Source organism: Haliscomenobacter sp. (genome assembly GCF_041740695.1).
Classification (GTDB): Bacteria; Bacteroidota; Bacteroidia; order Chitinophagales; family Saprospiraceae; genus Haliscomenobacter.
This window is the reverse complement of record NZ_JBGSLK010000148.1, coordinates 1-16,242: the sequence shown is the minus strand read 5'-3', so window position 1 is coordinate 16,242 and position 16,242 is coordinate 1. Positions and strand designations below refer to the sequence as shown.

Genomic DNA, 16,242 nt, shown 5'->3' with positions numbered 1-16,242 from the left:
TTTTGGTGAAGAGCGCAATTGGTTCCTCAAAACTGTCGCAGTCCCCATCATTCATGGAATACGCTCCTACTTCACCAATTCAATCTAACACAATGAACAATTCGTCGCAGTCCCCATCATTCATGGAATACGCTCCTACGGGGATTAAGTTCCCGAATGGAGTAGAGACTACGTGTCGCAGTCCCCATCATTCATGGAATACGCTCCTACGTGTATATCACCCTTGGCAACAAAACCATTATATTGGTCGCAGTCCCCATCATTCATGGAATACGCTCCTACAGAGGTTTAGAAGAAGCTGGTGAATATACTGGGAGTCGCAGTCCCCATCATTCATGGAATACGCTCCTACTAGAAATTCTCGATCAGTACAAAGAGCGAGTGGTGTCGCAGTCCCCATCATTCATGGAATACGCTCCTACAAACCCATGAGAACATCGTTCCGGGGGGGCAAATGGTCGCAGTCCCCATCATTCATGGAATACGCTCCTACTAGCCAATGATCAGGATTTAGAGACTACACTAATAGTCGCAGTCCCCATCATTCATGGAATACGCTCCTACACGCCGACCAGCGGGAGAAGCTAGTGGCTTTACTCCGGCGCTGTCCCCATCATTCATGGAATACGCTCCTACCCGCGCTCTCTTTAATCAATCTAGTATGTGTTTATGTCGCAGTCCCCATCATTCATGGAATACGCTCCTACATCAACAAGTTTCGTATCGTTTCGGCTTACAAGTCGCAGTCCCCATCATTCATGGAATACGCTCCTACCATGGGCACGGCGTCTTTGCCCCCAATTTTTACGTCGCAGTCCCCATCATTCATGGAATACGCTCCTACCCTTAGCTTTTCTAAAAAACTAAAAATGAACGTATTGCGACCAAAAAAAGGCCTGAGAATTGTCAGAATACATGTATCTAACTTTTCTTTAAAACATAATAAACTGATAAAAATTGACGCTTTGAAGGTGCCCATCGTGTGCAAAAAATAGCGTCAATTTTATAAAACACAGAAAATCAGCAAGATCGTTAAAGTAGTAAAAAAACCAAAGGGGCGAAAAACGCAATTTCCCAGGTTTTTTGGATTTGGCCTAAACCTTTATGCGTAAAAAAATAGCATAGAGGTTTTTAGCAAAACACATTAAGATTTTAACAAGTTACTAATTTTCAGCATACACCCATTGTTCATGCAAAATTTTGCATATTTGTAAAAAATGCCCAACCTTGTCAAAGAACTTCGTGCTTAGCAATGCCCAATTGTAATTAACGCAAAAGTGCGGGCACTGCGTTCAATTCTTTATCACTATTGTGTTTGGCCTGAGCTTGTGCGGCGGGGAATGCCCAACCAAAACCATGGCTCACCGCCTTGCCAAAGGCGATCCCCGGAGGCAGTGCCACATTGGTGTCAAAAACCAGGTCAAAGGCCAGGAGCTCCTGGCCATGGTAGGGAATGGGTTTTGTCCGGCGAATTTCCTGGAGTTGCACCTGCACCTGTTCCGTGCCCTTCCAGCCCAATCCCCACATGCAGGAGAGCAGGTGGCCACGGAGCACCCGCTCCAGGAGTTGAGCCCGTTGCACCAAACTGGAGCTGCGCTGCCACTCCTGGTAATTTTCGGCATTCAAGGCCAGGTACTGGTGTACATGATAGCGCTGAGTGCCCCCCAATTCAAGGGTATGGCTTTGGCGTTCGGGTTGGTTGTCGATGATCAGTCCGGTGGGCCTGCCGCGCCAGTTGACCTCCCATTTTTTGCTGAACAACACTTGTTGCACCGCCTCAATGCCTTCGTTGAGGGCAAAAATGGAAGCCAAGCCATTGCGTACCCGGTATTGCACCAGGGGGTAGCGGTAGATGAAGCTGTGGGCTTCTTCGCGGTTTTGGTGGTTGTGCAACAGGTCGGCTTCCCATCCGGCCATTTCGATGAAGGCTCCGCGCCAGGCGGGGATTTGGCGGGGGTAGATGGGGAGGCGGAAGGAGAGGAGGAGTGTGTTGATTTGATGTGTAGCCATAGCTTAAGATTTTGCCCCCAGAACAGCACTAATATTCTGGAGATAATTGACCATTTCTTGCAATCTGGAATGAAAGGAAAAAATGGAATTGGAGAAATATACTTTTTCGGGGTACTCGTTCAAAAAAGGTAACTGTAGTCCAAAATACAAAAGGTAGGGATGCTCTGGTGCAAGGTAGTGTCTCAACAGATTGTGCTGGCCCTGATCTGTATCAAAGGGATGGTTATCAAAAATGATGAGTTCATAATCTTGCGTTTGAGATGGAGACAAGGGAAGTTGTTTGCTGTCAATGTGGATGGATTTCCAGCGCGTATCAGGTAGGAGCTTTTTCATAAACGCTGATCTCTCTGGCATTTTACAAACAACCAGAATTTTTTGAAATCGCGATTCCGCCAAGATATACGCACTAGCATCTTCCTCCCTGATCCGATCAATCAAATCCAATAAGCGTTTATTAAAGCCGTTCTTTCTGACCTCAAAATTGTGGTCTTTTAAGCCCGTAATTTCCTCCATAGCAATGCGCTCTTGATCCTGGCTCAACAAAATCACAGCATTAAACTCATCAGGATTGGCTACAAATACTTGTTGGAGTTTTTGTAACACCATACCAGGGTTCTTGATCAACTCCTGCTTTAATGCCAATTTTAATGGTGCTGCTGACATTTAGGATGCTTTATGTTCGGTGAAATAACCGTAGCCTACGGCGGTTTTTGCGCCGATGCCGTGGGAGGTGAGGGCGGCGGTTAGCCATTCACTAAGCGTTTTTTCCCAGAATCTTTCAGTTTGTAGATTCCAATTTTTTGAACCGAGTAAAAATTCAAAAGTTGTGTCGACAACGGTCAAGAAGAAAACAGGATTAGGTGAATCCGTGTCAACAGGGGCTCCCGTGCCGCCATACCATTTTGGGTAGTGTGAATTCATGATATCCGGTTCAATTTTAGGAGGAGTAGTTGGCAATGCGTCGAAAAAGGTAACACTGCCTCGATGAGCAGTTCCTAAAGCAGATTCATTTGGGCATCCAAAAATACGACAAAAGACCTCGTTACCTAGCGCTTGTTTTTCATCATTTCCAAATTTCTGACAAATGACCCATGAACGAAGCACTCCTTTCACCGAGGAGGCAGGGATGTAGGGAATACCATACACATGGTGCAGGGTCAGCCCTGTTTCGTAAACTGAATGCCCGCCGAGACCGGTGATAAACCTCCAGTCGGGTCTAAATTTTTGAGTAACTAACTGTCCAGCTTCGGAAAAGAGGAATTCTGCGGCAATTTTTTGGCGGTGAGCTAGTTGATCCTCGTTCTTTTTAAACAGATCTCCAAAATTTGCCTTTATTTTAAAGGCGTCAAGTTTTGTCTCTTTTTGACCTTTAGGTCCTTCTTCAATTTTTTTAGGGTTGAAAAAATATAGCTTATTGCCATCCTTATTGCCATCCTTTTGCCAGTCCCACCGGGCAAACTGATTTAATTTAAGTGAAAAATTATCGACTTTCTCTTTTGAAATTTTGACTCGTTGTGTGTCATTTGGCACGCGTGATTTTGATGATTCAAAGCTGTCTTGCAAATTTGGCTTTGATATTTTCTCGATAATCTCAGGTTCATCTTCCTCGGCGGACTCACGCAGGGCTCGTTTCCAATCTGTCTGAGCGGGATTGAGTGTTTGTGGGGTTTTAGAGGTCTCTGGTTTGTGGGCTTGAAAAATGTTGCGCCCATCAACCTTGACGATTTTATCTCCTTTGAATAAATATTCGCAAGCTTGCCCATTTAGCCGCTGCAATTCAGGCGTAATGGCCACTTCTGGCAGTTCTATGACTCCACCGTCTGCACGGCGCACTGCTGCCATGAACTGTCCGTCTTTTTCTATGATGATGAATGTACCTTTCTTTAGCATGAATCAATCATTGTCGGCTTCACCCTCAATTAGCCCTTCGGCAAATCGGCGAAGCCAGTTAAGAAATGCAAGCACTTCGACTGCGACAGCTCGATATTCGGTAGAATCGAGTTGCACAACGGCATGAACCAGCTCTGTTTGAGCATAATTGCCCAACAAAATTTTTTTGTGCTCCTGCCGCAACCACGATTGGATGTCGTTATACAAAAGCTCCCATGCATTGCCATCCTTACCTTTTGAAAATGCAAAGGCCAATGACACACCCAATCCATTGCTTTTTATCATCATTGGCAATTTTTTAGCATAGGATTTATATTCTTTCGCTTTTTTACCACCTACATCAGCTATAGTTTTTGCTTTGTCATATGCAAACTTCGCCCGAGCCTCTTCTAGCCCTTTGATGTTAGTTTGATTATCCTTCATCGCTATCAGAATTTGATGGTGAAAGCAATTTAGTTCTTAAAATACCCTTACCTAAAGTGGCATTGCCGCCCAACTGAATAATGGTATTCAAATTATCGGCAAATAATTTTATTACAGCATCTGCTTTTTCAGGACGTCGATGTTTTTTTTCGCCTCGTTCATCACGCTCATTGACCTGTATTGATGTCAAAAACTCCGGACTTGCCAGCACAAGAGAATACAATACACTCTCGGCAGGTAGGTATTCTTCCGTGAAAAGCGCACCTTGTTGTACAGTCCCAGTTTCGTTGTTGATTTTGATGCGTGTAATTACTTCGGTGGACAAGTTCACAAAATCTCGAAAATCACTATCTGACAGAATGAGAATGTCTTTTTGGGCTTTATCGTGCCAGTATGAGCCTGGGTCGAACAGGTTGTCGGCGAGCCATTTCTCCAAGTCTTTTTTTCCAATTTTCAAGGCAGGGCTTGGGGCTTTTTCAAAAGTGTATTCTTCCAAAACGAAATACTCTCCAAAAGCCAGGGAATTTAAATCGCTAAAGGGAGCAGCTTTTTTGTCCGTGGCACTTATGGTGCCTTCAATAGCCTGCAACTTTGCTAATTTTAAATCTTCTGAAAACTGCCGCAACGCCTTCGGGCAAGTAATCCAAGCAAAAACACCTTTCAAGCTCTTGACCGGAAAAAGTAATAGTCGTGCATCAGTGAAACCCAAAGCACCAGCATTGAGGTCGCCATCTTCTGGGCCGAAGAGTTTGAAGATATTGGGGTGGTCGCGTTTTGGGTTAGAAGAAATATACTTTTCCTCAAAAGCCTCGCGCAGTGCACCTTTCAGCGAGGATGCCTCAATTTTGGGAAAAGACGTATGGCGTTCGCGCTGGATGGGCAAATCCACAATGCCCAGCGCGTCACCGCTTCCGGCATGGAGCGGCGTTTCGCAGGTTAGAAAAAGTGGTCGTGCGATTTGAAACATGATGTCTAATAATTTCGCGTTTGTAAATAAGGTATCCATGAGCCCTGTTTGTTAGCCTCATAGAATTCCCTTAATTCTTTCGGATATGTGCTGTGATTGAAATTTTCTATTCTAAAATCCCAAATTTTGAGCATCGAAACCTTACCATTTTCCAGATGAAAAGAATACAAAATCCTGATTTCTGGGTTTGCCGATGGGTATTTTGAGATAAGACACTCAGTGCCTTTCATTGAATCTGTGTGGTCAAGTTCTCCGCCGCTTTTTCTGACTTGTTCTACAACTTCGTGCCTACCAGATTTCACTAGTCCATTTGCCTGAATAAATTGATTCAGTTTGTTTTGAAGCCCCGAAATTGCTTCATTGAGGTTACGTCTTCTTGTGTAATTCGATACAAATGGTCCATTTTGAAGGACATGGATAAATGTCCATTGCTTATATCTTCTATAAAATGCTTCGCCAATTCCACTAATAAGCGCATAATCACTGCCAGGTTTTTCATCGTCAAACCAAACACAAGCATGAAAATCATCTTCAATTTTGTTCTGAGCCTTGAACACTGTCCAATTGTCTATTCCATTTCTCAAACTCTCCCAAACTTGATTGTATTTTTCGAATTCCGACCAATTGACATCAATTGGAGTTTGCGGCATTTTTATCAATGGATATCCGTCACTTCCTTCTTCGTTGAAAATATAATACAGAGGCACTTGGTTTATTTGGGCGACGACAGTAAGAAATGGAATAATTGCTTTATACCCTCCAGTCATATTGATAGATATAGAACCCCAATCTCCTTGACTAATTTTTTCCATTTCATTGAGTAATTCAACCAAGCCAATCGTTTCAAATTGTTTTTTATTCTTCACTTGCAATCCTTTCACCCATTTCAGTTTTGCTCGTTTACCCAAATGCATCTGCAAAACCCGCCCGCACATATAGGACGTGATGGTTTCGGTACAAAGAAGGTGTATTTCTGCTTTGCCCTCGGGGTCTATTTTTGCAAGACTGGCAAGTTCGGCACAGACAGAATTGTTTTGAATGGAATCCTTCAATTCTTTTTCGTTACTGATTATCAGCTTTTTGACATTGCTTTCTGCTTTTCCGTCAAACAGGCTTTCATCAAAAGTTTCAATTTCCAAACTTTCGCAATTCACATCTGAATTGATGATAAGCGAAGTACCAACAGTTGTAATGATTTTCATGGCTATTCAATATATTTTGCCACATAGGCGATGCCGAAGCCTTGAGCTTGATAGTCGGTTTGGTTTAAATTATCTGAAATTGATTTCCCATGAATGGCTTGGGCTGCCCAGTTGGCAGCAGCAGCATCTTTCGCTTTTACATAATAAACTGAGCCCGCTGGAACGCATTGCAGCATGGGCTTGGGTCTTTTTTCATCCATATCCCAGCCACCAATGTGTATGGGGCGGTCGAGGGCAGCAGTAAGGAGTTCTAGCCCGTAAGTATCAAGCAAAGTTTCAGGTCGCCAACCCTGCTTGAAGATGGCTGGCGTGGCCAGGTAAATTTTAAAAATCTCACTTTTAAGGTTAGGACATTCGAGGTTCAGTCCTTCTCCTTTCCTGTAAAAAGCCACTCGGCGTTCCGCTCCCATGGTAAACAAAGCATCTTCGGGCAGTTGCAACCCTTCAAAAGAAATTAAAAATTGCAAGTGCTGTAAATTCTTGTTTGCTGGCCGAGTGGCCTGGAGGCGAAAGAGTTTGCCGTCTTCAGCAGTGTTTCTGTTTTTATCGCGGCCAATGCCGATCTTGGTTTCTGGGCATGTAAAATCGGTTAATTTTCGAGGTACTACGTTTACAACTTTTCCTGACAAGTATCTTTCCAAAGACAAAAGATCGGTAAGAAAAACATCATCATCGATTTTGTCTTCAAAATTTGCCGTGAGCAATTTGGGCGTTTGGGTATTTGAAAATTGGGGCGCATCAGAAAGCAGAAGTGGATGGAGTTTTAAGCGGTCTCTATCTTTTACCACTACCAGATCTTTAGGCAAAGGAAAAAATACATCTGTTCCAGCCTGCATAGCCATGAATCGGAACTTCAAATTAAGCGAGTCAGTGATCAGGATTTCAAGACCTGAATCATCCTCCAAGCCTTTTGCAAGATACACAGAGCGCAACACGCCAAAGAGTACACTCGGCGGAGGCGGGAAAATGCCCTGAGCGAACGAATCTTCGCCCATCGAAAACGGTCGGCCGTCTCTAAAGAACAAAGTATCTGTGGCTTGTATGGCAATTGTTTGCATATTATTTTATGTGGTTTGAGGTTCGGGCTTTGAAGATTTCTTTGGTTCATCCATCTCTCGTTTCAGAAAATCGGCAATGTGCAGCATATGAAAAAAGTTTTCGGTAGATTGAAAACCATACAGTTCTAAAAGTTCATTGGTGGCATCCTCAACATTATGGCTTTTGGTTTCTTTACTCCACGATTTATTAGCTGCACGATTCAAAAGGCGCTTTAGTTCATTTCTAAACATTTCTTCAAAAAGCAAAAGCCCTCCTTTGAAATCAAGCAATCGCGCGAATTCCCTGTGCATCGCCGAGATGAAGCTATTCGAAAATCCTCCTTCAATGAGTGCCTTTATCAACTTTTCCAATCGTTCGACATTTTTAGCACCAGTTTCAAACGGCAACACTGTCAAGTGGCTTTCTCCCGATCCTTTGATGACAGAAATAGCAAATGCATCTTTTGTTTTTAGTTCTTTTGCTTTTTTCTGTGCATTTTTAGCTTCCTGCAGTACCAAAGAAAGCGGTTCTTTATAATGCGCCATACAGATGCCCGCTGAGAAGGAAATTCTTTTGTTCTCCTGCATATAGGGTAGAAGTGGTAGATGGACTTTTGCTTCAAACAATTGCCGCAACTTCCTAAGTACTGGCAGAATGTGATTTAAGTTGACAAAACCGAGAAAGTCGTCGCCACCAGCGTACACAGTTTGACCACTTTGATTGTCTAGTCTCTTCTTAGCTGCCTGAGCGAAATTAGCTAGACAATCAGCAAATTTTTCCTGAAACTCGCGGAGTTTTGACGTATCGATCAAATATTTTCCAGAAAGCCATTTGCCCATGTCATCACCATCGAACGTAAGGATGGCGTAATATTTTTGGAATCTAAACCCATTCTCCCTGGCAAAATCTTCAAGATATATTTTTCTAATTGTGCTCAATTCATCTAATGGTCGATTGCATGTGATACCCTGCTTTTGGAGGAATTGTTCTGATAATCCTTCCTCATAAAATAGTTGTGCATTAAAGTTGTCGAAAGCATTTTTGTATTCATGTAGTCGAATAGAAGAGACCACATTATTAATTTTATCTTGCAAAAAATTTAATGCATCAAGCAAGGCTATTTCCGCAGTAGACTCAAATTCAGGTGTATTTTCGGGGCGATACCTTCTTTTCACAAAACCAACTGCACTCAGTCCTTCCCCGGGCTGCAAAACATCGGGCTTAAAATCATCTTTTATACAAACACCTCCTTCCGTCGAGTAAAGTGGCGAGTTAATTGCTTGTAGCTTTTGTCCAACCTTTGACCGATAGAACTGCACATTGCGCTGACCGTCAAGAGAACACTTGCGACCGCGTTCGCCTACCGCGTTGTTTTGCCAATTATATTGTGAAAAAGAGCGGATATTCTTCATCGCGGTGACTTGCTTATCAAGGTGTTTTACAGTATCCTCAAATTTGTTACCAAGTGGCTCAATTGCCCAGAAAATTTCGAGGTGTTGTTCAATTTGCTCATCAAACCCTACCGGTTTCTTAAACCCTGTTAGTGCTACTTGAGCAATTTGATTCCATTTAGCGCGGACTGCCCTTTCAACTTTTTGCCCATACGCTTCTAAATTGGTTTCCTTTTCGGGCACTTCTATTAAAAAACGATTGGGCATAGCTGCGCCAATTTTGGGGAAAATGAGTTGTTTTTCACCACCTGCCGTGTCAATTGCTGTTTTTATCAACTCGGAAAGCAAGCGGCTACCCGCGTACAAGTCGTGCGTTTTGCGTGCCTGCGCAATGAAGGATTGAACGGGACCAAGGGTAAAGAGGAGGAGGAATTTCATTTCAAAATTTCTTTTTTGAGGTTATCTCTTATTTCGGGTTTCACTCTTGCACCTCTGTTCTCATCATTCCGAGTTATCTTGGGATTAACACTTTTCAAAGTCGTGATGACAGGTAGGTGGCTATTAAGCATGGAAACGTATATTGGAGAAGCAAACCTAGGGCTACCTGCTCCAACAGCGTATTTGTAATTCGTTTTTTCGGGTTCATCTTCTCCCATAATATCATGGGTGGCTTTCCCAATTGCCCGGAGGTCTGTTTTTGAATTCCCAATCTGTATTTCCAGAAGGTAAGGGTATTCTTCTCTGTAATTTTTTGTAATTAAATCAATTGGTTTAATTGAGTTACCTTGAATGGAAAATTTATTTGGGATTACTTTATTGATGTGTGTTAAAATACCTTGTAAATCAGTTATATTGGAAAGGGGTGTGCCATCAATCGCTGTAACAACTACCGACCCAAACCCTCTTCGACTCCGTTTACCCCAGCCGCCCAATGTACAGGCGAGAATAAAAAGGTTCTTCATCTTTTCCACCGAAATAATATTTTCGGCAAAATCAACTCTAATTTTAAAATCAAGATTTTCGGCAAATGCATTTCCGTTAGAGCCGCCTTTATGTGGCAAAAGTGACGTGTTAATTATTTGAGTTTCATCAATAGGTTCTTCCAACCTAATCAGCACTTTACTCCTGCCCTTTGTAGAGCCAAATATTTTTGCTTCCTGATCACGCAATTGGTCAATTGCCAAATGTCCATGCAACGCCCGCCACCAAAATCGCAAGGCCCCCTTAATCCCCGGAGCACGCAACTCCGGCGTAGAGCCATCTGCACCAGCCATAAACAATGGAGTTATCGTTGAGCAGGTGAAAGTAATCACTTCCATATTGTAATGTAGTTTAATTCAAGTTTCAAAATAAGTATTCAAATCCTAATAAGATAGCCTTCTTCCAGTAACATCCAATATTTGTGTATCTTCTGGCAACAATATATACATTCATTACAGTTTTTTATCCTTTCTTCTCATTTTTTTTCCCACCCCCTGAAAGAATCCCCCCCATTTCTCCGTCTCCTAACCAGAAACACAACAAACCGAATGGCGCGGCTGAAGCAAACAACAACTTTTTCCTTCACCAAACCATTCATCCCATGACGACAGTACAGTTCCTTACCGCAGTACACATCATCTTTAGTGTTGGCATTGGCCTGTTGGTTGGGCGTTACGCCAGACCGATTGTACGCAAAATGGTCGTAGCGGCCATGCCCATGCAGCAGCGCATGAAAGAGAATTTTTTACGCCGACTGGGTTTGATTGCGGGTTCCATTACGATTGGATTGGCCATGTTGAGTGCAGGTTTTGTACACCTGAGTAGCGCCAAGTGGTTTCGGCCCGGGCGCAATCAGAGTCACAGCGCCACTGAGCCGCTGGCACCTCGTCTCACCCTGGATCGACCAGAACAACCCTACGTCGAAGTTGAAGAGACTCCACCTACCGATCTAAACAGCGATAATAATAACACAGCGCTTCCAGCCCGCCGCCAGGCCCTGGCATTAAATCCCCTCGTGGGTGGTGGTACCCAGGGTTTTGACCCCCAGGGCAGTTATTTACAATTGGAAGCATTTGACGGGCTACCGAATGCCCAGCGCAGTGCGGAGCACTGGCAGCACTTCGGCTACGCTCAGCGACCGCAGCAGGGTCACCCCATCTGGATTGCCCGCGCCAATCATGGGCCAGCCATCTACAAAGTTTTGTTAGGCCCGTTCCAGCACCTGGATGCCGTGCGTCAGTACCGCAATCAGCAAGGTTTGCCGGGTTTTGCCCGCAGTGGGGAGGGTTTGAGTGAAGTGCAGTACTAAACCATTTTCTAAACCACTAAAAGATCGTTCTTCGCTTTCGCCGTTCGTTGTTTCGCCTCTTTGGGGGTCAGAGGAAGCTCTGACCCTTTTTTTGGTTTGGTGGGAGGCGCCCCTCGGCTTACTTCGACTCCGCTCAGTAACCACCGCTCGGGGACCGCGTGCGATGCTCCTAATATACAACACTGTACATAATGCACAAAATTTTAGGACTATGCAAAATTCTGGAACCCAGACACATCGCTCGCGGTCCCCGAGCGGTGGTTACTGAGCGGAGTCGAAGTAAGCCGAGGGGCGCTTCCCACTAGTTCCCTATTTTCCTGTAATGACTCCCATTCTTACATTCAGCCAATCCATGCAATTTGTCCACCTGCCCCGCTATCAAAGCTTCCTTTTTAGCCCGACTCCAAGCCTGCACCTGCTTTTCCCGATAAAATGCCTTATCAATTCGTGCATATTCTTCAAAATAAACCAGTTCCACTGGCAAATGCTTTTTGGTGTAGTTGGAACCTTCACCAGCTTGGTGTTGGGCTAGTCTGCGCTCTAAATCTAGCGTGCTCCCTGTGTAGTAGCAGTCGTTTGAACATTTCAGTATGTACATGTATCCTGTCATGAGGATATGGGTTTAAGGTTTTGGATTTGTGGGAAGCGGCGCTTCGACTACGCTCAGCGACCGCGAGCGTTGCTTTTGGTGTACAGAATTGTGCAAAAAGCAGAAAATTTTGAGTTGCGTAAGATTTAGTAAGCTGGACGCAACGCACGCGGTCGCTGAGCGTAGCCGAAGCGCCGCTTCCCACAATTCCATTTCATGAAATGAGCACTGCCTTCAACGTTTTACTCGCCCCACGAAGTGGCGAGTAGGCATTTGGGTCAAAACGAAGTAGTTTTTCAGGTACTTGCCTAAACAATTATGTGATTTTTAAGCAAAAAATGCTTCAATAGGTTATAGTTTCTATGTTCAAAAACGCTCACTCCTTTGTATATTGTTCCTTCCTCAATTTATTCCCTTTCAAATAAATATCCCCATTTTTCGTGTCAATGACAATCTGAAACCGCTTCAAGATATCACCACCCATAATGCTCATTTTTTGCCGGCCAATGGCACCTTCAAAAAAGCCGACGGGCACATTGGACAAGGTATTGTTTCCGATGCTTAAACCCGGCAGAATGGCTTTTTTGGTTTTGATGACATTGCCATAGGAGTCTTTCAAGTCTTTTTCGCCGATGATGGTTAGTTTTTCACCCAGTTGGTTTTCGTTGGCAAATTGGTCATCCAATAATAGGCCCCCGGAGTATCCCGAATGAATCAAAAAGGTATGGGTGATGGCCGTATCGCCGAATTCACAACTCGCGGCTAAAAACATCAGGTCATCCTCGATGGTCAATTTAAATTGCTGGTATTTTTTGAGCTTTTTGGGCAGGGCGGGGGAGACAAGCATGATTTTTTGCTCAAAATCCAGTTGAATGCATTGGCCTTTGAAGAGGTCGAGGCCGAATTTCCCGTCCGTATTGGGACCTGAAAATTTATTTTCCCAAATCTCAATGCCACTCAACAGCATTCCTCCAATGCGCAGCGAGTTGTTGGCACTGTACCTTGCGGTATTTGCTGCGCCACCCCAGCTTTTTATACCATCAGTTGTTCCATTGAAACGCAGGCTCTTGAGTTTTTTTGTGGCGTCTTCCGTCAGGGTAACATCGCTGGCGGCAGTGTGAAACATCAAATGGAGCGTATCTATCTCGTTCAGGATGGTCTGCACGGCGATATTGTTGTGGGCAGTCAATTGGAAGGGAATGCGGAGGTTTTGGGCTTGGCTGGTGGCGATACCTGCCAGGGCAAACAAGGCGATAAAGAGGTGTAATTTAAGGTGGAGCATGGGTAGGATGGGAATTTGATTAAACAAAAAAAACAGCTAAGTATGGTGTTGTATGGTTTGGGCACCTGAATGTAAACATATGCTGTCATTTTTTTTTTAAAATTCCACCACCACCTTTGTTTTTGAAAATCAAACCCTTTTGTATCCCCCTCAAAAAAAAATGCCATAGGGCGGGAATTTTTTTTCAATTTCATTTGTATTAATGGCAGCGGCATATATCTTTGCAGTCGCTTCGAGAAAAACGCGGTTATTTAACGAAATAACTTGTTTTTTTCGCTCCAAGGTGGAGTGGGTGAGTGGCTTAAACCACCAGTTTGCTAAACTGACGTACTGGAAACGGTACCCCGGGTTCGAATCCCGGCTCCACCGCCAAGGATTCACGAAGTGAATTTTTGTACACACCCACACTACTTCACACCCACACCCATTTTTTTGGGCGTAGCGCAGTTCGATAGCGCATCCCGATAGAATCGGGAGGGTTCCAGGGTCAAATCCTGGTGCTTCTACAAATATCGGAACAAAATTCGGGGCGTAGCGCAGTTCGATAGCGCATCCCGATGGAATCGGGAGGTTTCCAGGTTCAAATCCTGGTGCTTCTAAAAATATCGGAACAAAATTCGGGGCGTAGCGCAGCCCGGTAGCGCACCTGCTTTGGGAGCAGGGGGTCCCAGGTTCAAATCCTGGTGCCCCGACAAAAAAAAGCCATCCTTTGGGGTGGCTTTTTTGGTTTTAATCAATCTCGTTCCTATGTTTCACACCTACATTATTCAATCCACCTCTTCGGGCGTTTTATACATCGGACAAACCAACAATCTACCAGACCGACTCCTTCGGCACAATACCAATCGCAATAAATGGACCAAAAATAAAGGGCCTTGGATTTTGATTTTCTCCCGTGTTTTTGAAACCAGATCCGACGCAATGGCACTTGAAGCTAAACTCAAAGCCTTCAAAAATCGAGAATACCTTTTCACATGGATTGCGCAGCAGGAAAATAAAGCTCCTTAAATCTAAGTAAAGCTTGATAAAGTGAATATTTCCGGAGCAGAGCGTGGGCTGGCAGCGCATCCCGATGAAATCGGGAGGGTCCCAGGTTCAAATCCTGGTGCCCCGACAATAAAGAGGCCATCCTTCGGGGTGGCCTTTTTCTGTTTGATCAAATTTCATTAGATTGGCCTTGGGTTTAAATTTTTATCAGGGAGGAAACTTTTTACCTTGCCCATGCTGTTCTAGGAACTCAACAGAAAACCATGAATACCCAACAAATCCAAAAAGAGCTCAAGTTTCGTACCTCCCGCAGCTCCGGCAGCGGCGGGCAGAACGTGAATAAGGTGGAAACCCGGGTGGAGGCCCTCTTTGAGGTAGCAACATCAGAAGGCTTGGACGAAGAAGAAAAGGCCACGCTGCGCCAAAAGCTAGCCAACCGCATTAGCAAAGAAGGACTGTTGAGCACCAGTTCCCAGGAAAGCCGTACCCAACAAAGCAATCGGGACAAGGCCATCAAAAAAATCCTGGATCTAATTGAGACCGCTCTTGTACCCGAACCCGAGCGAGAAGAAGTACCCGAACGCCTGGTGGCCAACCCGAAAAAACGCAAAAAGGCCAAATCCGTGCAAAGCGATAAAAAAGCGGGCCGCAAAAAAATAATTCCCCCAGCAAAAGAGGAAGATTAAGGTAAAACTCGCTAGACTTGCGGGCAGTCTATTCTTCTGCCTCAATTAACCAACATGAAACCAATCCTAAACGTTTGTATCTTCATCCTGGCTACTTTGGTAGCGACAGCCCAAGACAAACAAGCCTACCGCGTTTTTGACAGCAAAGGCAAAGAAACCGATTACGCACAATTGCTCAAACAAAGCAAAAAAGCTGACGTAGTCTTTTTTGGTGAACAACACAACAACCCCATTTCTCACTGGCTACAAATCGAACTGGCCGAAGACCTGGAAAAAGAAACCAGCGGCAAACTGATCATGGGCGCTGAAATGTTCGAGCGCGACAACCAGGCCATCCTCAATGAATACCTGAGTGGCCAGATCAGCAGCAAAAATTTTGAAGAGGAAGCCCGCATCTGGGACAATTACGCCACCGATTACAAACCATTGGTGGAATTGGCCAAAAGCAAAAAATTGCCCTTCATTGCCACCAACGTACCCCGGCGCTACGCCAATATGGTGTACAAACAAGGGCTGGAATCCCTCAATCCACTGACCAGTGAAGCCAAATCCTGGATTGCCCCCCTCCCCATCGAAGTTGACATGAACTTGCCCTCCTATCAGGCGATGATCAAAATGATGGGTGGCCACGGCAGTGCCGCTGCCTCCGACAATCTGGTCAAATCCCAAGCCGTAAAAGATGCCACCATGGGGTATTTTATTGCCCAAAACTTAAAGAAGGGTCATGTGTTCTTACACTTTAACGGCTCTTATCACTCCGATCTGAAAGAAGGTACGGTTTGGTATCTGCGCAAATACGCAGCAGGCAAAGACGTGGTGAACATTGCCACGGTAGAGCAGGATAACATCGATAAACTGGACCAGGAAAACCTGGGCAAGGCCGATTTTATCATCTGTGTGCCAGCCAAAATGACCAAAACTTACTAAATGCAACGTTCTCTGTTGATTGTCCTTTTTTTTGTAATGACTCTGGTATGGGCTTGTCAGAACAATCCTTACCAACAAGGCGAAATCATGTACGGATCCTATTGTGCCAATTGCCACATGGAGGATGGTACCGGCCTGCGTGGGCGTATCCCCCCGCTGGTCAAATCGGACTATTTGAAAAAACACCCGGATGAAATTGCTTGCATCATTCGTTATGGCAAAACGGGTGAAATAGTGGTGAATGGCAAAAAATACAGTGAAGCCATGCCCGGCGAACGGAAGCTCACCGATTTTGAAATTGCCAACATCATCAATTACATTCATCAGGCCTGGGGAAATGATTATGGGTTCGTGAAGGTACAAACGGTGCAAAAGGCACTGGAAAAATGTAAATAATCGTCAGGTGTATTACATCCTTTCGATCAATAAAATCCTGCTTTCTCCGTTGTTTTTGGGTAAAAGGTCGTAATTTCCGACCCGACAAACTGTGGAGTCGTTTCATCAGGGCTCGGCTCCGGCCAGCCCCGTTCCCTGAGCGAAGTCGAAGGGCCGGGGCTGGC

The 16,242-nt window shown here is 44.6% G+C and carries 16 protein-coding genes, 5 tRNA genes and 1 CRISPR repeat array; of the genes, 10 read left to right on the top strand and 11 right to left on the bottom strand.

Annotated elements, in window-relative coordinates; genetic code table 11:
* Window positions 1–34: 34 nt before the first annotated feature.
* A CRISPR array of direct repeats spans window positions 35–844; the repeat unit is 36 nt; unit sequence GTCGCAGTCCCCATCATTCATGGAATACGCTCCTAC.
* 422 nt (window positions 845–1,266) lie between these two features.
* Genes ACEW9O_RS30365 through cmr1 form a run of 9 tightly spaced genes read right to left on the bottom strand, consistent with a single transcriptional unit; the run spans window position 1,267 to window position 10,240 of the window.
* Window positions 1,267–2,010, bottom strand: a complete 744-nt coding sequence (locus ACEW9O_RS30365) for a CRISPR-associated endonuclease Cas6 (RefSeq protein WP_373553998.1) — start codon at window positions 2,008–2,010, stop codon at window positions 1,267–1,269.
* Window positions 2,011–2,013: 3 nt separating this feature from the next.
* Complete coding sequence (locus ACEW9O_RS30360) at window positions 2,014–2,673, bottom strand: hypothetical protein (protein ID WP_373553997.1); 660 nt, start codon at window positions 2,671–2,673, stop codon at window positions 2,014–2,016.
* Complete coding sequence (cmr6, locus tag ACEW9O_RS30355) at window positions 2,674–3,900, bottom strand: type III-B CRISPR module RAMP protein Cmr6 (protein ID WP_373553996.1); 1,227 nt, start codon at window positions 3,898–3,900, stop codon at window positions 2,674–2,676.
* Between the two features lie 3 nt (window positions 3,901–3,903).
* Window positions 3,904–4,323: a type III-B CRISPR module-associated protein Cmr5 gene (gene cmr5 / locus ACEW9O_RS30350; RefSeq protein WP_373553995.1), complete on the bottom strand. Its 420-nt coding sequence runs from the start codon at window positions 4,321–4,323 to the stop codon at window positions 3,904–3,906.
* A complete protein-coding gene (cmr4, locus tag ACEW9O_RS30345; protein ID WP_373553994.1) occupies window positions 4,313–5,329 on the bottom strand; it encodes a type III-B CRISPR module RAMP protein Cmr4 in 1,017 nt (338 codons plus the stop codon). Before cmr4 ends, cmr5 begins: the two co-directional genes overlap by 11 nt.
* Window positions 5,296–6,492: a hypothetical protein gene (locus tag ACEW9O_RS30340; RefSeq protein ID WP_373553993.1), complete on the bottom strand. Its 1,197-nt coding sequence runs from the start codon at window positions 6,490–6,492 to the stop codon at window positions 5,296–5,298. The genes cmr4 and ACEW9O_RS30340 overlap by 34 nt, the downstream gene beginning before the upstream one ends.
* Window positions 6,493–6,494: 2 nt before the next feature.
* A complete protein-coding gene (cmr3, locus tag ACEW9O_RS30335) occupies window positions 6,495–7,550 on the bottom strand; it encodes a type III-B CRISPR module-associated protein Cmr3 (RefSeq protein ID WP_373553992.1) in 1,056 nt (351 codons plus the stop codon).
* Between the two features lie 6 nt (window positions 7,551–7,556).
* Window positions 7,557–9,359: a type III-B CRISPR-associated protein Cas10/Cmr2 gene (gene cas10, locus ACEW9O_RS30330; protein ID WP_373553991.1), complete on the bottom strand. Its 1,803-nt coding sequence runs from the start codon at window positions 9,357–9,359 to the stop codon at window positions 7,557–7,559.
* Window positions 9,356–10,240, bottom strand: a complete 885-nt coding sequence (gene cmr1, locus ACEW9O_RS30325) for a type III-B CRISPR module RAMP protein Cmr1 (RefSeq protein WP_373553990.1) — start codon at window positions 10,238–10,240, stop codon at window positions 9,356–9,358. Before cmr1 ends, cas10 begins: the two co-directional genes overlap by 4 nt.
* A gap of 263 nt (window positions 10,241–10,503) precedes the next feature.
* On the opposite strand from cmr1, the gene ACEW9O_RS30320 reads away from it, so the two are divergent.
* Window positions 10,504–11,211 (top strand): SPOR domain-containing protein, encoded by a 708-nt coding sequence (locus ACEW9O_RS30320; protein WP_373553989.1) that lies wholly within the window; start codon window positions 10,504–10,506, stop codon window positions 11,209–11,211.
* A gap of 301 nt (window positions 11,212–11,512) precedes the next feature.
* Here ACEW9O_RS30320 and ACEW9O_RS30315 read toward each other — a convergent pair whose 3' ends face one another.
* Together ACEW9O_RS30315 and ACEW9O_RS30310 are read right to left on the bottom strand one after the other, a co-directional pair.
* The gene (locus ACEW9O_RS30315) at window positions 11,513–11,821 is read right to left on the bottom strand and encodes a GIY-YIG nuclease family protein (RefSeq protein ID WP_373553988.1); all 309 of its coding nucleotides are present in this window, start codon (window positions 11,819–11,821) and stop codon (window positions 11,513–11,515) included.
* A gap of 355 nt (window positions 11,822–12,176) precedes the next feature.
* Complete coding sequence (locus tag ACEW9O_RS30310) at window positions 12,177–13,082, bottom strand: hypothetical protein (protein ID WP_373553987.1); 906 nt, start codon at window positions 13,080–13,082, stop codon at window positions 12,177–12,179.
* Window positions 13,083–13,364: 282 nt separating this feature from the next.
* Between ACEW9O_RS30310 and ACEW9O_RS30305 the strand changes: the two genes are divergently transcribed.
* The 9 genes from ACEW9O_RS30305 to ACEW9O_RS30265 all read left to right on the top strand — a co-directional run bounded on the left by ACEW9O_RS30305 (window position 13,365) and on the right by ACEW9O_RS30265 (window position 16,078).
* Window positions 13,365–13,454: transfer RNA gene (locus ACEW9O_RS30305), tRNA-Ser, on the top strand.
* Window positions 13,455–13,516: 62 nt separating this feature from the next.
* Window positions 13,517–13,588, top strand: a tRNA-Ser gene (locus ACEW9O_RS30300).
* 19 nt (window positions 13,589–13,607) lie between these two features.
* Window positions 13,608–13,681 (top strand) — tRNA-Ser (locus tag ACEW9O_RS30295).
* A 19-nt stretch (window positions 13,682–13,700) separates the two neighbouring features.
* Window positions 13,701–13,774: transfer RNA gene (locus tag ACEW9O_RS30290), tRNA-Pro, on the top strand.
* Window positions 13,775–13,829: 55 nt separating this feature from the next.
* Window positions 13,830–14,090, top strand: a complete 261-nt coding sequence (locus ACEW9O_RS30285; RefSeq protein WP_373553986.1) for a GIY-YIG nuclease family protein — start codon at window positions 13,830–13,832, stop codon at window positions 14,088–14,090.
* 32 nt (window positions 14,091–14,122) lie between these two features.
* Window positions 14,123–14,196, top strand: a tRNA-Phe gene (locus ACEW9O_RS30280).
* Window positions 14,197–14,332: 136 nt separating this feature from the next.
* Window positions 14,333–14,755: an alternative ribosome rescue aminoacyl-tRNA hydrolase ArfB gene (arfB, locus tag ACEW9O_RS30275; RefSeq protein WP_373553985.1), complete on the top strand. Its 423-nt coding sequence runs from the start codon at window positions 14,333–14,335 to the stop codon at window positions 14,753–14,755.
* 54 nt (window positions 14,756–14,809) lie between these two features.
* Complete coding sequence (locus ACEW9O_RS30270) at window positions 14,810–15,682, top strand: ChaN family lipoprotein (RefSeq protein WP_373553984.1); 873 nt, start codon at window positions 14,810–14,812, stop codon at window positions 15,680–15,682.
* The gene (locus ACEW9O_RS30265; protein ID WP_373553983.1) at window positions 15,683–16,078 is read left to right on the top strand and encodes a cytochrome c; all 396 of its coding nucleotides are present in this window, start codon (window positions 15,683–15,685) and stop codon (window positions 16,076–16,078) included.
* The last annotated feature ends 164 nt before the right edge of the window (window positions 16,079–16,242 follow it).

Excerpts from the sequence above, each read along its gene's own strand:
- arfB (WP_373553985.1), top strand. The coding sequence starts at position 14,333 with ATGAATACCCAACAAATCCAAAAAGAGCTCAAGTTTCGTACCTCCCGC.
- ACEW9O_RS30310 (WP_373553987.1), bottom strand. The coding sequence starts at position 13,082 with ATGCTCCACCTTAAATTACACCTCTTTATCGCCTTGTTTGCCCTGGCA.
- ACEW9O_RS30265 (WP_373553983.1), top strand. The coding sequence starts at position 15,683 with ATGCAACGTTCTCTGTTGATTGTCCTTTTTTTTGTAATGACTCTGGTA.
- cas10 (WP_373553991.1), bottom strand. The coding sequence starts at position 9,359 with ATGAAATTCCTCCTCCTCTTTACCCTTGGTCCCGTTCAATCCTTCATT.
- cmr5 (WP_373553995.1), bottom strand. The coding sequence starts at position 4,323 with ATGAAGGATAATCAAACTAACATCAAAGGGCTAGAAGAGGCTCGGGCG.
- ACEW9O_RS30360 (WP_373553997.1), bottom strand. The coding sequence starts at position 2,673 with ATGTCAGCAGCACCATTAAAATTGGCATTAAAGCAGGAGTTGATCAAG.
- ACEW9O_RS30320 (WP_373553989.1), top strand. The coding sequence starts at position 10,504 with ATGACGACAGTACAGTTCCTTACCGCAGTACACATCATCTTTAGTGTT.
- cmr4 (WP_373553994.1), bottom strand. The coding sequence starts at position 5,329 with ATGGATACCTTATTTACAAACGCGAAATTATTAGACATCATGTTTCAA.
- ACEW9O_RS30270 (WP_373553984.1), top strand. The coding sequence starts at position 14,810 with ATGAAACCAATCCTAAACGTTTGTATCTTCATCCTGGCTACTTTGGTA.
- ACEW9O_RS30365 (WP_373553998.1), bottom strand. The coding sequence starts at position 2,010 with ATGGCTACACATCAAATCAACACACTCCTCCTCTCCTTCCGCCTCCCC.
- ACEW9O_RS30285 (WP_373553986.1), top strand. The coding sequence starts at position 13,830 with ATGTTTCACACCTACATTATTCAATCCACCTCTTCGGGCGTTTTATAC.
- cmr3 (WP_373553992.1), bottom strand. The coding sequence starts at position 7,550 with ATGCAAACAATTGCCATACAAGCCACAGATACTTTGTTCTTTAGAGAC.
- ACEW9O_RS30315 (WP_373553988.1), bottom strand. The coding sequence starts at position 11,821 with ATGACAGGATACATGTACATACTGAAATGTTCAAACGACTGCTACTAC.
- cmr1 (WP_373553990.1), bottom strand. The coding sequence starts at position 10,240 with ATGGAAGTGATTACTTTCACCTGCTCAACGATAACTCCATTGTTTATG.
- cmr6 (WP_373553996.1), bottom strand. The coding sequence starts at position 3,900 with ATGCTAAAGAAAGGTACATTCATCATCATAGAAAAAGACGGACAGTTC.
- ACEW9O_RS30340 (WP_373553993.1), bottom strand. The coding sequence starts at position 6,492 with ATGAAAATCATTACAACTGTTGGTACTTCGCTTATCATCAATTCAGAT.